The sequence below is a fragment of the Streptomyces violaceusniger Tu 4113 genome (assembly GCF_000147815.2).
Taxonomy (GTDB): Bacteria; Actinomycetota; Actinomycetes; order Streptomycetales; family Streptomycetaceae; genus Streptomyces; species Streptomyces violaceusniger_A.
In genome coordinates, this window is sequence record NC_015957.1 from 1,350,391 (window position 1) to 1,363,968 (window position 13,578).

The 13,578-nt window shown below is 73.0% G+C and carries 9 protein-coding genes; 6 read left to right on the top strand and 3 right to left on the bottom strand.

From position 1 onward, the window contains the following. The first annotated feature begins 190 nt into the window (after positions 1-190). The 5 genes from STRVI_RS06100 (at position 191) to moeZ (ending at position 6,499) form a co-directional block, all read left to right on the top strand. A complete protein-coding gene (locus tag STRVI_RS06100) occupies positions 191-2,011 on the top strand; it encodes a DUF3492 domain-containing protein (RefSeq protein WP_014054743.1) in 1,821 nt (606 codons plus the stop codon). Then, entirely contained in the window at positions 2,008-3,318 is a 1,311-nt protein-coding gene (locus STRVI_RS06105) for a hypothetical protein (protein WP_014054744.1), read from the top strand. Before STRVI_RS06100 ends, STRVI_RS06105 begins: the two co-directional genes overlap by 4 nt. 112 nt (positions 3,319-3,430) lie before the next feature. Then, positions 3,431-4,480 carry an NAD-dependent epimerase/dehydratase family protein gene (locus STRVI_RS06110; RefSeq protein WP_014054745.1) on the top strand — a complete coding sequence of 350 codons (1,050 nt, stop codon included), beginning with the start codon at positions 3,431-3,433 and terminating at the stop codon, positions 4,478-4,480. After that, positions 4,468-5,235 (top strand): spherulation-specific family 4 protein, encoded by a 768-nt coding sequence (locus tag STRVI_RS06115; protein ID WP_014054746.1) that lies wholly within the window; start codon positions 4,468-4,470, stop codon positions 5,233-5,235. Before STRVI_RS06110 ends, STRVI_RS06115 begins: the two co-directional genes overlap by 13 nt. 85 nt (positions 5,236-5,320) lie before the next feature. Further along, on the top strand, positions 5,321-6,499 hold the full coding sequence (moeZ, locus tag STRVI_RS06120) for an adenylyltransferase/sulfurtransferase MoeZ (protein WP_014054747.1): 1,179 nt from the start codon (positions 5,321-5,323) through the stop codon (positions 6,497-6,499). Between the two features lie 120 nt (positions 6,500-6,619). On the opposite strand, the gene STRVI_RS06125 is transcribed toward moeZ, so the two are convergent. From STRVI_RS06125 to STRVI_RS06135, 3 genes are all read right to left on the bottom strand, one after another. Further along, positions 6,620-8,224, bottom strand: a complete 1,605-nt coding sequence (locus tag STRVI_RS06125; protein WP_014054748.1) for an alpha/beta hydrolase — start codon at positions 8,222-8,224, stop codon at positions 6,620-6,622. A 96-nt stretch (positions 8,225-8,320) separates the two neighbouring features. Continuing rightward, the gene (locus tag STRVI_RS06130) at positions 8,321-9,829 is read right to left on the bottom strand and encodes an alpha/beta hydrolase (protein WP_014054749.1); all 1,509 of its coding nucleotides are present in this window, start codon (positions 9,827-9,829) and stop codon (positions 8,321-8,323) included. Between the two features lie 141 nt (positions 9,830-9,970). Continuing rightward, on the bottom strand, positions 9,971-12,736 hold the full coding sequence (locus tag STRVI_RS06135) for a flippase-like domain-containing protein (RefSeq protein WP_014054750.1): 2,766 nt from the start codon (positions 12,734-12,736) through the stop codon (positions 9,971-9,973). Between the two features lie 220 nt (positions 12,737-12,956). Here STRVI_RS06135 and STRVI_RS06140 point away from each other — a divergent pair, with 220 nt between their 5' ends. Further along, positions 12,957-13,346: an MGMT family protein gene (locus STRVI_RS06140; RefSeq protein ID WP_014054751.1), complete on the top strand. Its 390-nt coding sequence runs from the start codon at positions 12,957-12,959 to the stop codon at positions 13,344-13,346. Positions 13,347-13,578 lie beyond the last annotated feature (232 nt).

A 13,578-nucleotide genomic window follows, 5' to 3' on the forward strand; every position in this document is an offset into this window, starting at 1 on the left:
GCGCGTATAGCGCGCCCCAACGCCTGAATTCCCGATAGGTCACGTGCGTTCACCCCTTCCGGTGGTGCGACGGACAACCGTCCGTCGCACCGGGGCTCTGCGCGCATAACGTGCTCCCGCTGCCTGACGGCGGCCGCCGCCGGTGACGGCGGCAGGACGACGGCCCGTTTGGAAGATCGGGGGTGCGCTCATGCGCGTAGGACTGCTTACGGAGGGTGGCTATCCGTATGCGACCGGTGATGCGCGGGTGTGGTGCGACCGGCTGGTGCGCGGCCTCGCCCAGCATGATTTCGAGGTGTACGCGCTCAGCCGCGGCCCGGGCCAGGAGGCCGGAGGCTGGGGCGATCTGCCGCGCCACGTCGGCCTGGTGCGCACCGCGCCGCTGTGGGGCGAGCCGGAGCGCCGGCGGGGCGGGCTTGGCGGCCGACGGCAGCGGCGGCGGTTCGCCGAGCACTTCGGGGAGCTGGCCGCGGCGATCAGCGCGCCTTACGGTTCCGGCGCGCCCCATGGCTCCGGCGTGCCCGGCCGCTCCCCGGCCGAGGCGGACCGTTTCGCCAATGGTCTCCACGGCCTCGCCGACCTTGCCGGGGAGTACGGCGGACTGCCCGCCGCGCTCCGTTCCGAGGACGCCGTAAGGACGCTGGAGCGGGCCTGCCGCACCCTTGGGGCGCCACACGGCGCCCACCAGGTGCGGGTGGCCGATCTGCTGACCGTCACCGAGGCGCTGGAGCGCGCGCTGCGCCCGCTGTCGCTCGACTGGTACGGCGAGGGCGCCGGAGGTGATCCGGGGCTGTCCGGGGTGGACCTGTGCCACGCCGCGACCGGCGGTGCGGCCGTACTGCCCGGGCTGCTGGCCAAGCGCCGCTTCGGCACACCGCTGCTGCTCACCGAGTACGGCGTACGGCTGCGCGAGTGCTATCTGGCGGGCGGGGGCGACGCGGCGGACGGCCGGCCGCTCCCCGGGCCCGTACGGACCCTGCTGGCCACGTTCCACGGCCGGCTGGCCGCCGAGGCGTACGCACGGGCGGATCTGATCACCCCGGGCAATACGCATACGCGCCGCTGGCAGGAGCGGTGCGGCGCCGAGCGGGAGCGGCTGCGCACCGTCTACCCCGGCATGGACGCCGCCCGCTTCGCGGAGGTCGGCGAGCAGGGCGCTGCCCAGTCCGGCGGCGACGACCGGACGCTGGTGTGGGTGGGCCGGATCGAGCCCCCCAAGGACGTCATCGCCCTGCTGCACGCCTTCGCGGAGGTGCGCAGGTGGCAGCCGGACGCCCGGCTGAGGATCATCGAGACCCGGCACGGCGAGGACCCGGAGACGGACGGCTATCCGGCCCACTGCCGGGCGCTGGCCGAGCATCTCTTCCCCGACGAGGCGGCGGACGCCCACTCCGCCGGTGACAACCCGGTCTCCTTCGAGCGGCTCGGCGACCCCGAGGTGCCGACCCTGGCCGACGCCTATGGGGCGGGCGGCGTCGTGGTGCTGTCCAGCGTGGTCGAGGGCTTCCCGGTCGGGCTGGTCGAGGCGATGTTCTGCGGACGGGCCACGGTGTCCACGGATGTGGGCGCGGTATGCGAGGTCATCGGCGGCACCGGGCTCGTGGTGCCCCCGCGCAATCCCCGGGCGCTCGCGGATGCGTGCCTGGCGATGCTGGGCGACCCCGAGCGCTGCGCGCGCCTGGGCGCCGCCGCGCGCGCCCGTGCGCTGGAGCTCTTCACCGTCGAGCAGAACGTCGCGGCCTTCCGCGGGATCTATCTGGAGCTGATGTCGCACTGCCCGGTGCGGCGCGAGGAGGTCGGTGAGGGCGGCGGGCCGCTGCCGTTCGCCCGCCCCGCCGAGGCCCATGTCCCGGGGCGCTGGACCGCGGGCCGCGACGGTGACGGCTTCGGCCACTGGCTGCCCGGCCCGCTCGCCTCCCGCTCCGCCCCGGAGCACACCCCCGCCTGGGCCACCCCACCGCCGCGTGAGCCGCTGGGCGTGGGCCCGCGGCCGTCCGAGGAGGGCGCATGACCACGCCTCCCCGGGGGAACGGCCCGTTCGATCGCGCCTCCTCCGACCGCGGCCTCGGCGCCCTGTCCGAGGTCCGGGTGCCGGTCTCCCGGCGGCCGGACGAGGCGTCCGCGCGCACCGGCGCCGGGAGGGGACAGGGCAAGGGGCGGCGCGGGCCCGCCGATCCGGTGCGGGTGCTGATGCACCACCACCACGACCTGTGCGCCCGCGCCGTCGATCCGCTGGAGATCGCCGCTGGGCTGGAGGCCCACGGTGTGACGGACCGCCCCGCCGCACGCTTCCGGCATCGCGATGTCTTCTCGCTCGCCGAGGAGTTGTACGCCCGGGTGCCGCGCGCCGAGGAGCCCGCGCCCCCGGCCGCTGCCGCGCCGGGGCGCGCGCTGGCGGCGCGCATGGCGCTCGGGGCGCTGTGGCTGTTGCCGGGCGCCCTGTGCGCGGCGACCGCCTCCGCCGTCCTCCGCGTCGATGCCATCCGTAAGGACGCCACCGTCGGCCTCGCCGTGGGCGCGGGCGGCGCCGCCTTGACGGTCATCGCCCTGTGGCTGTGCCTGCGCCGCGGGCCCCTGCGCGTTCGTGGCAGCGGACGCGGGGGCCGTATCGCGTACGCCCTCGGCGCCGGCTGGCTCCTCGGCTACGCCGCCGTCGGGGACTGGCTGCTCACCGGGCTCCTCGACGGACGCCGCCCTTACGAAGCGGCGCCCGCGACACAGGCCGCCGTCCTCCTCGCCCTGGCCGTCGCGCCCGCCGCGTGGTGTGCCCGCTGGTTCGCCGTAAGGGCGCGCCGCAGGCTGGCGGTCAGCCGTGGGCTGGAGGAGTTCGCGGCAGGGGTGCGCCCGCTGTTCGCGGGTGTGGTGACGGCCTTCCTCTGCGGTCTGGCGGCCCTGGTGCTCGCGGCCCGGCTGACGGTGCCCGGATCACCCCCCGCCGCCACGCCGCCCTCCATGGCCGAGGCGGCCGTCGTGGCGCTCTGCGCGCTGCTGTTCCTCGCCCGGCTGCTCGCCGTCCACGGCTTCCGCGGGGCCGCGCTGATCGGCACCGCCGTGGCCTGCGCGGTCCAGGCCGCGGCCCTGGCGACGGCCGCCGCCGCCCGGCTGCCGGGCGCCGGGCCGCTCGGTGCGCCGGTGGCACGGCTGACCGCCGCCCACGGCACGGCCGCCATCCCCGCGGCCGCCTGCGGTGCCGCCGCGCTCGCGCTGCTGATCTACGCGTTCGGCGCCCTGTGCCGGGCCTCCGCCCACGGCGGCCCGGGCGCGCGTACCGCCCATACCGCTCGTATCACCGGCACCGCCCCGGACCGCGCCCCGTAAGGCGCTCACCGAACCCGCCACCCCCCGTCCTTCCCCCCTTGACGAGTCCGAGGAGCAACCACATGAGCTGCGACACGACCGATCAGCGCGCCGGCACGGGGAGGCGCGACCGATGAGAGTCCTGTTGCTCGGTTCCGGCGGATTTCTCGGCCGCTACGTCGCCGAACACCTGCTTGCCGACCCCGCCGTCCAGCTCACCGCGCTCGGCCGCGGCGATGACGCCGATGTGCGGTTCGACCTCTCCAACGGCAGTCCCGGGGCGCTCACCCGCTTCCTCAACGCGGTCCACCCCGGCGTCGTGATCAACTGCGCCGGGGCGACCCGCGGCGGGGCGCGCGAGCTCACCCGGCACAACACCGTCGCCGTGGCGACCGTCTGCGAGTCGCTGCGCCGCAGCGGTTGCGGCGCCCGCCTCGTCCAGATCGGCTGCTCCGCCGAGTACGGGCCCTCGCAGCCCGGCTCGTCGACCGCCGAGGACGCCGTGCCGCGCCCCGGCGGCCCGTACGGCGTGAGCAAGCTCGCCGCGACCGAGCTGGTGCTGGGCTCCGGTCTTGACGCGGTGGTGCTGCGGGTCTTCTCGCCCGTGGGGCCCGGCACTCCGGCCGGTTCGCCGCTGGGGCGGCTCGCGGAGGCGATGCGGCGCGCGATGCAGTCCGGCGAGAGCGAGCTCAAGCTGAGCGGCCTCGGCGTGCAGCGCGACTTCGTGGACGTACGGGACGTGGCGCGGGCGGTCCACGCGGCCTCGCTGTCGGCGGCGCAGGGCGTCGTCAACATCGGCACCGGGCGGGCCGTACGGCTCCGCGAGGCGGCCTCCGTGCTCGCCAGGGTCGCGGGCTTCGGCGGCGCCCTGCACGAGATCGACGCCCCGCCGGGGCGCGTCCCAGCCGCCGCCGGCCATATCCCGGCGCCCGCCCACCACGGCACGGCCCACGCCCATGCCACCGCCTACGGCCACGCGCCCGCTCACCCCCAGGCGGCGGCCGAGCACGGCGGCGGCCCGGGAGGCTCCGGCAACGCGACCACCTATCCCTATCCGGACGGCTGCGGAAGCTGGCAGCAGGCCGATGTGCGCACCGCCCGCGACCGGCTCGGCTGGCGCTCCCGGATCCCACTGGAGGAGTCGCTCGCCGACATCTGGATGGAGGCGGCATGTCGCATCTGATCCCCGCGGGCCCCTCGCACAACACCCCGGCCACCGCCGACCGGCTGGGCTTCGGAGTGCCCGGCTACGCCCACCCCCTGGTCGCGCCCACCGAGTGGGCCGAGCTCACCCGCCCCGGCACGCCCCTGCACTGGGCGGTCCTCAACGTCTCCCGCGGCCCCGGCACGAGCAGGGATCCGCACTGCCTTACGGCGGCGTCGAGGCTGCGCGCCACGGGCGTACGGGTGCTGGGCCACCTCGACCTGCGGTGCGGCACCCGCCCCTTCGGCGAGCTGATCAGTGACGCGAACCACTTCCTGGACTGGTACCAGGTCGACGGCTTCTGCCTGGACCGCTGCCCGGTGGACCGCCCCGGTCTGCCGGACGTCCGCCGTACGGTGGCCACGCTGCGCGCGCTGCTGGGCGGGGCGTATCTGGTGCTCGGCCAGGGCATCCACCCGCATGAGGGCTATATGGAGCTCGCCGATCAGCTCGTGACCTTCCGGGGGTCGTGGGCGGATTACCGCTGGTCCCAGGTGGCCGAGTGGACGGCGGGGTATCCGCCCGAACGGTTCTGCCACCAGGTGCACGGCGTTCCCCGCCGCCATCTCGAGGAAGCGCTGAGGATCGCCCGCTGGCAGGGGGCGGGCACGATCTACTTCACCGACCGTACGGCCCATCCTGAGGGGCGGACCTGCGCGGATTCCCCCTGGAAGGCCCTGCCCGGCTACTGGGACGAGATCGTCTCGCGACTCGGACCACGTGTCATGGAATGAGATGGGGCGTGGCAGTGTTACAGGAAGAAAACCTCCCCGCTCACGCGGGGGTGAACCGTTTGCTCCCTTCCCTTACGGAGTCCCCGTGTCGCTGCCACCGCTGGTCGAGCCGGCTTCCGAGCTCACCGTCGACGAGGTCCGCAGGTACTCACGCCATCTGATCATCCCGGATGTCGGGATGGACGGGCAGAAGCGGCTGAAGAACGCCAAGGTGCTCTGTGTGGGCGCGGGCGGCCTCGGCTCTCCGGCCCTGATGTACCTCGCCGCGGCCGGCGTGGGCACGCTCGGCATCGTGGAGTTCGACGAGGTCGACGAGTCCAACCTGCAGCGCCAGATCATCCACAGCCAGGCGGACATCGGCCGCCCCAAGGCGGAGTCCGCCCGTGACTCGGTCCTGGGCATCAACCCGTACGTCAACGTCGTGCTGCACGAGGGCCGCCTCGAGGCGGACAACGTGATGGAGATCTTCTCCCAGTACGACCTGATCGTGGACGGCACCGACAACTTCGCCACCCGCTATCTGGTCAACGACGCGTGCGTGCTGCTGAACAAGCCGTACGTCTGGGGCTCGATCTACCGCTTCGACGGCCAGGCGTCGGTCTTCTGGTCCGAGCACGGCCCCTGCTACCGCTGCCTGTACCCGGAGCCCCCGCCCCCCGGCATGGTCCCGTCCTGCGCCGAGGGCGGCGTGCTGGGCGTGCTGTGCGCCTCCATCGGCTCGATCCAGGTCACCGAGGCCATCAAGGTGCTCACCGGCATCGGCGACCCGCTGGTCGGGCGTCTGATGATCTACGACGCCCTGGAGATGACCTACCGCCAGGTCAAGGTCCGCAAGGACCCGGACTGCGCGGTCTGCGGTCCGAACCCGACCGTCACCGAGCTGATCGACTACGAGGCGTTCTGCGGTGTGGTGTCGGAGGAGGCCCAGGAGGCGGCGGCCGGTTCGACGATCACTCCCAAGCAGCTCAAGGAGTGGATGGACGACGGCGAGAACATCGACGTCATCGATGTCCGCGAGCCGAACGAGTACGAGATCGTCTCGATCCCCGGCGCCCGGCTGATCCCGAAGAACGACTTCCTGATGGGTGGCGCCCTCCAGGACCTTCCGCAGGACAAGAAGATCGTCTTGCATTGCAAGACGGGTGTCCGGTCGGCGGAGGTCCTGGCCGTCCTGAAGTCCGCGGGCTTCTCCGACGCCGTCCATGTGGGCGGCGGCGTGATCGGCTGGGTCAACCAGATCGAGCCCGACAAGCCGGTCTACTGATCTTCTGACGCACCGCGCACCAGGGGGCCGGACCCGCCGCACCGACGGCGGGTCCGGCCCCCTTGCCGTTCCATGAGCCCCTTACGGCGGTCCCGGCCCCCTCAGTGCTTCGTGAGCCCCTTACCGGCAGGTCTTGCCGCCCGCGGGCACCTTCCCGTCCAGCAGATAGGCGTTCACGGTCTTCGTCATACAGGCGTTGCCGCTGTTGTACGCGCCATGGCCCTGCCCCTTGTAGGTGACCTCGACACCCACGCCCTCGCCCAGCTCCTTGACCATCTTCCGCGCCCCCTCGTACGGGGTGGCCGGGTCGCCGGTGTTGCCGACCACGAGGATCGGCGCCGAGCCCTTGGCGCTGACGTCCGGAGTGTCCGTGGTGCCGTCCACCGGCCAGTCGGTGCAGCCGAGCAGGCCCCAGGCCAGGTACTCGCCGAAGACCGGTGACGCCTTACGGAAGCGCGGCAACTGCGCCTTCACATCGGTCACCGTGTAACGCTGCCTGTCGTCCACGCAGTTGATGGCGGCATTGGCGGCGTTGATGTTGCTGTAGTGGCCGTCGTCGTCGCGGCCGGACATCGAATCCGACATGGCCAGCAGCAGATTGCCCTCGTCGAGCTGCATCGCCTCCTGCAGCCCGATCGTCAGGTACTTCCAGCTCTCCTTGTCGTAGAGCGCGGCGGCGATACCGCCCAGCGCCCCGTCCTGGGTGAGCTTGCGGCCGCTCTCGGTGGACAGCGGCTTCTTGTCGAGCCGCTTCAGGAAGCCGACGATCCGGTCCGCACCGGCCGCCGGGTCGCCGCCGGTCGGACAGGCCGCGCCCTTCTTGGCGCAGTCCTTGAGGTAGTTGTCCAGCGCAAGCTGGAACCCCTTCGCCTGGCCGTAGGAGCCCTGCTCGGGGTCCTCGGTGGGGTCGACCACGGCGTCCAGGACCGCGCGTCCCACCCGGCCGGGGAAGAGGTGGGCGTAGACGCCGCCGAGTTCGGTGCCGTAGGAGATGCCGAAGTACGACAGCTTGTCGTCGCCGAGCACCTGCCGCATGAGGTCCATGTCGCGGGCGGCGCTCACGGTGTCCACATGGGCGAGCACCGTGCCGGAACGCTTCTGGCAACCCTTGATGAACGCCCTGGCGTCCGCCATCGCTGTCTTGACCTCGGCGTCGTCGTCCGGAGTGCCGTCGACGGAGTCGGAGGCGTCGATCTGCTTGTCGCTCTGGCAGGTCACCCCGGCGCTCTCCCCGACCCCGCGCGGATCGAAGCTCACCAGGTCGTAGCGGGAGCGCAAGGTGTCGTAGGCGGCGGCGAAACCGGGGAGCGAGGAGACACCGGAGCCGCCGGGTCCGCCGAAATTGAACACCAGGGAGCCGATGCGCTTGCCCGGCCCGTCGGCCTTGGCACGGATCATGGCCAGATCGATCGTCTCGCCCTTGGGCTTCGCATAGTCCAGCGGCGCCTTGAGCGTGGCGCATTCCCACTCATCTCCCGGCTTCTCACCGGTGCCCTGGATCGTGGTCGGGGCAGGGCAGGACGACCAGTTGAGCTTCTGAGCGGTGAGCGAGCCCGGCAGCCCGGAGTCCGAGGGCGCGGCCGGGGCCGGGGCCGAGGGCTTGGCCGACGCCTTGCCCTGCTCGCTTCCCCCGTCTCCGTCGCAGCCCGCGACGGCGATGAGGGCGACTATGGCGGTCATGGAGACCAGCGCCCTGGTCCGTATGGTGCGTGGGGAACTCGGCATATCCGGAGATCCTATGAGGAGGCGCGGGCGGAATCGTCCGTACTTCTTCTCAATGCCGTCACGGTTCGCGAGGCGGGCCCGGGCGCGGACCCGGGCCTAGCCGCAGATCTTGCCCTTCCCCGGCACCTTGCCCTGCAGCAGATAGGCGTTGACGGTCTTTCGGACGCAGGCGTTGCCGCTGTCGTACGCCCCATGGCCCTCGCCCTTGTAGGTGAGCTCGATCCCGACCCCGGGCCCCAGCTCCTTCGCCATCCGCCCCGCGCCCTCGTACGGGGTGGCCGGGTCACCGGTGTTGCCGACGACCAGGATCGGCGCGGCCCCCTTGGCGCTCACGTCGGGTGTGGTCCAGGCGCCGCGGACCGGCCAGTCGGTGCACTGCGTCAGGCCCCACGCCATCATGTCGCCGAAGACGGGGGAGACCTTACGGAAGGCGGGCAGCTTCCGCTCGATGTCCGCGACCGTATAGCGCTGCTTGAAGTCGGCGCAGGTGATGGCGGTCAGCGCGGACTGCAGGGTGCTGTAGTGGCCGTCCGGGCCGCGTCCGTTCAAGGCGTCGCCCAGGGCCAGCAGGATTCTGCCGTCGCCCTGTTGGGCGCCCGCGATCCCCTGGGTGAGGTACTGCCAGTAGTCCCGGGAGTAGAGGGACTGCGCGATGCCACCGTCGGCCAGGGACTCGGTCAGCTTCCGGCCGCCGTAGCCGCGCACCGGATGGCCGTCGAGCCGCTTCAGCAGCGAGCGGATCCGGGGCTGGCTGGGGCAGCTGTAGACGCTGCTCCTGGTGCATGCCTTCAGATAGTCGCCGAGGGCGCGCTGAAACCCCTTGGCCTGGGCGAGCGCGCCCTGCTCGGGTGTCTGCATGGGGTCCACGACCCCGTCGAAGAGGGCTCGCCCCACCTTCTTCGGATACAGATGCGCGTAGACGCCGCCGAGTTCGGTGCCGTAGGAGACGCCGAAGTAGTGCATCTCCTTGTCGCCGAGGACGCTCCGCATGAGGTCCATGTCGCGGGCGGCGTTGGTGGTGCCGACGTAGGGCAGGATCGTGCCGGAGTTCTTCTCGCATGCGGCGGCGTAGGTCTTGACCCGGCGGAGCTGGCTCTTCACCTCGGCCTTGTTGTCCGGGGTGGAGTCCGCGGCGTAGTAGGCGTCGAGCTGCCGGTCCCCGAGGCAGCGCACCCCGGCGCTCTCCCCGACCCCGCGCGGATCGAAGCTGACCAGGTCGTAGCGGGTGCGTAGCTGCTTGTAGCTGTTGGCGAGGGCCGGGAGGGTGGCCACGCCCGAACCGCCGGGGCCGCCGAAGTTGAAGATGAGCGAGCCGATCCGGTGGCGCCGGTCGGTGGCCTTGGCACGGATCATGGCGATGCCGATGGTCCGGCCGTGCGGCTTGCGATAGTCCAGCGGCGCATGGAGCGTCGCGCACTCCCACTGCCCGCCCGGGGCCTTGGTGGCGGCCGCGTCCTGGTCCGGGGAGGGGGCGGGGCAGCTTGACCAGTGCAGCTTCTGATGGGCCGAGGTGTCCGGCCGGCCTCCGCCGCTACCGCATCCGGCGGCCAGGACGGCCAGCAGCAGGGCGGTGGACAGCGCACCGAGGCGCAGAGGTCGGGACACGGCGGCCCTCCCGGGGGTGGCGGCGTATCGCCATCCTGCGGGCGGCGGGCGGCCCGCGCGCGCACAGCGGGGGCGTACGGGTGAGAGGGGTGCCGGGCGGCCGGTGCCCGCGGGAGGGCTCCGGCGGGGCCTTCACGGCCCCTACAGCGCCTCTCTGCGGGTGAGGTGGGTGAAGGCCACCCAGCCGGGCAGCACCGGCAGCCAGAAGACCATCAGCCGGAAGAGCAGCACCGCGGGCGCGGCGGTCTCGTACGGCAGCCCGGCGAAGGTCAGACCCGCGATCAGGGCGGCCTCGACCGCGCCCACACCGCCGGGAGTGGGCGCCGCCGACCCCAGGGCGTTGCCCGCGAGGAAGACGACGGCGATGCTCGCGTAGCTCAGCTCACCGCCGAACGCCCGGATCGCGGAGTCGAGGCACATCACGTTGGCGGCGGTCAGCAGCAGGGTGCCGCCGATGCCGGTGAGCAGCTTCTTGGGCCGCTGCAGCACGTCCAGCATGCGCGGGATGACGCCCGCGAACAGCGACCGCACCCGGGTGGACACGAACTTCCGCAGGACGGGGATCGCGGTCACCACCAGGACCAGCACGGCGGCCGTCAGCAGCCCGGCGATCACGGTCCGGGACGGCGAGAGCGCCGGGGTGCGCTCGGTGCCGGTGATGTAGCCGAAGGTCAGCAGCAGCACGATGTGGCTGGCGAGCCCGAACAGCTGGGAGGCGCCCACACTGGCCACCGCGAGCCCCGGCCGCACCCCCGCGCGCTGCAGGAAGCGGGTGTTGAGCGCGACGCCGCCGACCGCCGCGGGCGCCACCAGCTTCACGAACGAGGCGGCGACCTGCGCCAGCACCGCCCGCGGCAGCGGCACCTTCTCCGGGACGAAGCCGAGCAGGCTCAGCGCCGCGGCCAGATAGGTGAGCGCCGAGAAGAGGAGCGCGAAGATGACCCAGATCCAGTTGGCCTCGCCGACCAGGGCGCCCAGCTTGAGATGGGTGAACTGGGACAGCAGGAAGTACGCGGCGAAGGCCCCCGCGCAGAAGCTGACCAGGGTGCGCGGCTTGATGCGCTCCAGCCGCTCGGGCTCTATCGGCGCCTGCGGCCTCACCAGCAGCACCTGCTGCCGGATCTGGGAGAGCAGATCCTCCTCGCGGGCGTCCTCCACGGCCTCCTCTATGGCGCGCTTCTCCGCCTGTTTCTCGGCCTTGCTGGTCCTGCGGTCGCTGGTGGCCGCCTCCGGGGCCCCGGGCTCCTGGGCGTTCGTCTCCTCGGCGTCCCGCGCCTCCTTGGCCTCCTTGGCGGCGTGTGACGCCTCCAGGACGGCGTCCCGCTGGCGCTGGGCGCGCTCGCGCGCGAGCTGCCGCAGGGTCGCGCGGGTGCCCCGGCCGAGCGCCAGGGGCTGGAGCAGCGGCAGGCTGTCGGCGACCGCGTCCGGGCCGAGGACCGCCACCGCGGCGGCCACGGAGCGCTCGGCGCCCACGCGCAGGCCCAGGGTGGTCAGGAGCTGTGCGACGTCCATCCGCAGCACCACGTCACCGGCCGCGATCTCACCGCCGCGCAGATCGGTCAGGATGACCGTGCCGTTCCGGTCGACCAGCAGGGCGTCGCTGTCCAGCCGCCGGTGGGCGATGCGCCGCGACTGGAGCGCGTGGACCTCGTGCCAGGCCCCGGCCAGCAGCTCATCGGTGATCGCCGCGTCCGGCAGGGCGTGCAGCGGACGCCCGCCGACATGCTCGTAGACCAGCATCACGGCGTCCGGGCCCAGCTCGGAGGTGGCGATCAGCTTGGCCGCGTTGGCCCCGGCTGCGATGGCCGCGTAGGCGAGCAGCGCCTCCTGCTCCAGGGCCTGGCGCAGCGACTGGAGACTGCGGGGCGGGGTGATCGTCCGCAGGGTCAGCCGCTGCCAGACGCCGTAGAAGAAGCCCTGGGCCTGCTGCTCCCGGTCGACCACGGTGACGTCCAGGGGCGGGCCGTCCTCCAGGGTGACCAGATAGCGGCGGCTCCGGTCGCCGTGGCCGCCGTGCACGTCCTCGGGCTCCTCGGCGCGCATGGCGCTGACCGGGTTGAAGCCGACGCGGCGCAGCCCGGCGAGCAGGTTCTGGCCCGTGGGGCGCACATTGGGGGAGCCGACCGCGTAGAGCGTGCCGTAGGCCACCGTCCAGCCGATGAGCACCGTAAGGATGATCGAGAACGGTGTGGTGTAGCCGCCCACGAGCACCGCGAAGGCGTCGAGCAGCAGTACGCACCACATGGCCACCCGCCAGCGCGGGCGCCGGGCCATGCCGACGGCCGTCATATAGGCGATGACAGGGGCGAGATAGCCGTGCACGGGGTCGCTGAAGGCGCCGCCGGGCGCGGGCTGGGTGAGCGCCTCGCGGATCGAGCCGGGGGCGGCCCTGGCGACCCACAGGTCCGTGGCGAGGGACACGCCGTGGGCCAGCACCGCGGCCAGCACACCGTCGGCGATCCGCAGGCCGTCCCGTTTGATCAGCCGCTCGAAGGCGAAGGCCACCGGCAGGACGAGGACGGCCACCCCGGCCGTGAGCCCCGCGAAGTCGATCAGGAGTGGAGGCGCCTGGTTGGCGCCGTGCCCGATGTCCTTCTCCAGACCCGCGGTGGTGCCGTGGGCGAAGGCCGCGATGGCCAGTACGACGGCCATGCCGAGGACCCCGAGCAGCAGCCGCAGCAGATCGGCGGGACGGTGGACACGGGCGGGCAGCAGCGGCTCGTCCCCGGAGACCCGGTCCACATGGCCCTCCGGTCCGTCCGGGCCGCAGTCATCCCCCGCCTCCGGGGGCTCCTGCCGGCCGCCGGACGGCGCCTTGGAGTGCGGCAATGACTCCGGGGTGCGGGCCTCCTCCTCCGGAGGCTGCGCACCCTGCTGCTTCGCCGTCTCTTCTTGATCTCGTATCACCAGTCACCGCCCGGAAGATGGTGGCATGCCCGGGCTGCGGAGGGGGGCATCAGGGTGCATTTCGGGGACGTGAACCCCGAATGGTACGCCCTGCTGAGGATTCCCGCACAATGCGTGATCGAACCGCAATCCGCCCCCGAGCGGCCCCTCGCCACCGCTCACGGGGCGCTCGGCGCGGCCGTCGGCGGGGCTGTCGGAGGGGTGCGGCAGGATGGGGCGGATGAGCCGGGAGAACAGGGACAGCAGGGAGCCGGAGGACGGGGACAGCGCTGACGAGCTGCCCGAGTACGCCGAGCGGGTGCTGGACGTGGCCGAGTCGATCCCCTCCGGCCGCGTGATGACCTACGGGGACGTCGCGGAATGGCTGGAGGAGGGCGGGCCGCGCCAGGTGGGGCGGGTGATGGCGCTCTACGGGGGCGCCGTGCCGTGGTGGCGGGTGGTGCGCGCGGACGGTGCGCTGCTGCCCGGCCATGAGCTGCGCGCTCTTGACCACTACCGCGAGGAGGGCACCCCGCTGCGCGAGGCGGCGCGCTCGGCCGAGGGCCATCTGCCGCGGATCGACATGGCCAGGGCGCGGTGGGACGGGGGCGGGCAGGACCACGGCCGGTAGTGGGGCCGCATGCGGTGATGTTCCGGGGCCGCGGTGGCCGTGCCGGGGGAGGGTGGACGTGCGGCCGTGCCGGGGCGCGGTGTGCGCGGGGTCGTACGCGTGTGCGATTCGCGCGGGGCGGTACCGATGTGCCGTGCGCGTGGGGCCGTACCGGCGTGCCGGGCGTGCGGGGATGTACTGCTGTGCGCCGCGCCCGCAGTCGTCGTACCGGCGGTATCCACAGCCATACGGG

What these genes read in the sequence shown, in the direction of transcription:
- STRVI_RS06105 (WP_014054744.1), top strand. Translation starts at nt 2,008, where the DNA reads ATGACCACGCCTCCCCGGGGGAACGGCCCGTTCGATCGCGCCTCCTCC.
- STRVI_RS06125 (WP_014054748.1), bottom strand. Translation starts at nt 8,224, where the DNA reads ATGCCGAGTTCCCCACGCACCATACGGACCAGGGCGCTGGTCTCCATG.
- STRVI_RS06115 (WP_014054746.1), top strand. Translation starts at nt 4,468, where the DNA reads ATGTCGCATCTGATCCCCGCGGGCCCCTCGCACAACACCCCGGCCACC.
- STRVI_RS06110 (WP_014054745.1), top strand. Translation starts at nt 3,431, where the DNA reads ATGAGAGTCCTGTTGCTCGGTTCCGGCGGATTTCTCGGCCGCTACGTC.
- STRVI_RS06140 (WP_014054751.1), top strand. Translation starts at nt 12,957, where the DNA reads ATGAGCCGGGAGAACAGGGACAGCAGGGAGCCGGAGGACGGGGACAGC.
- STRVI_RS06100 (WP_014054743.1), top strand. Translation starts at nt 191, where the DNA reads ATGCGCGTAGGACTGCTTACGGAGGGTGGCTATCCGTATGCGACCGGT.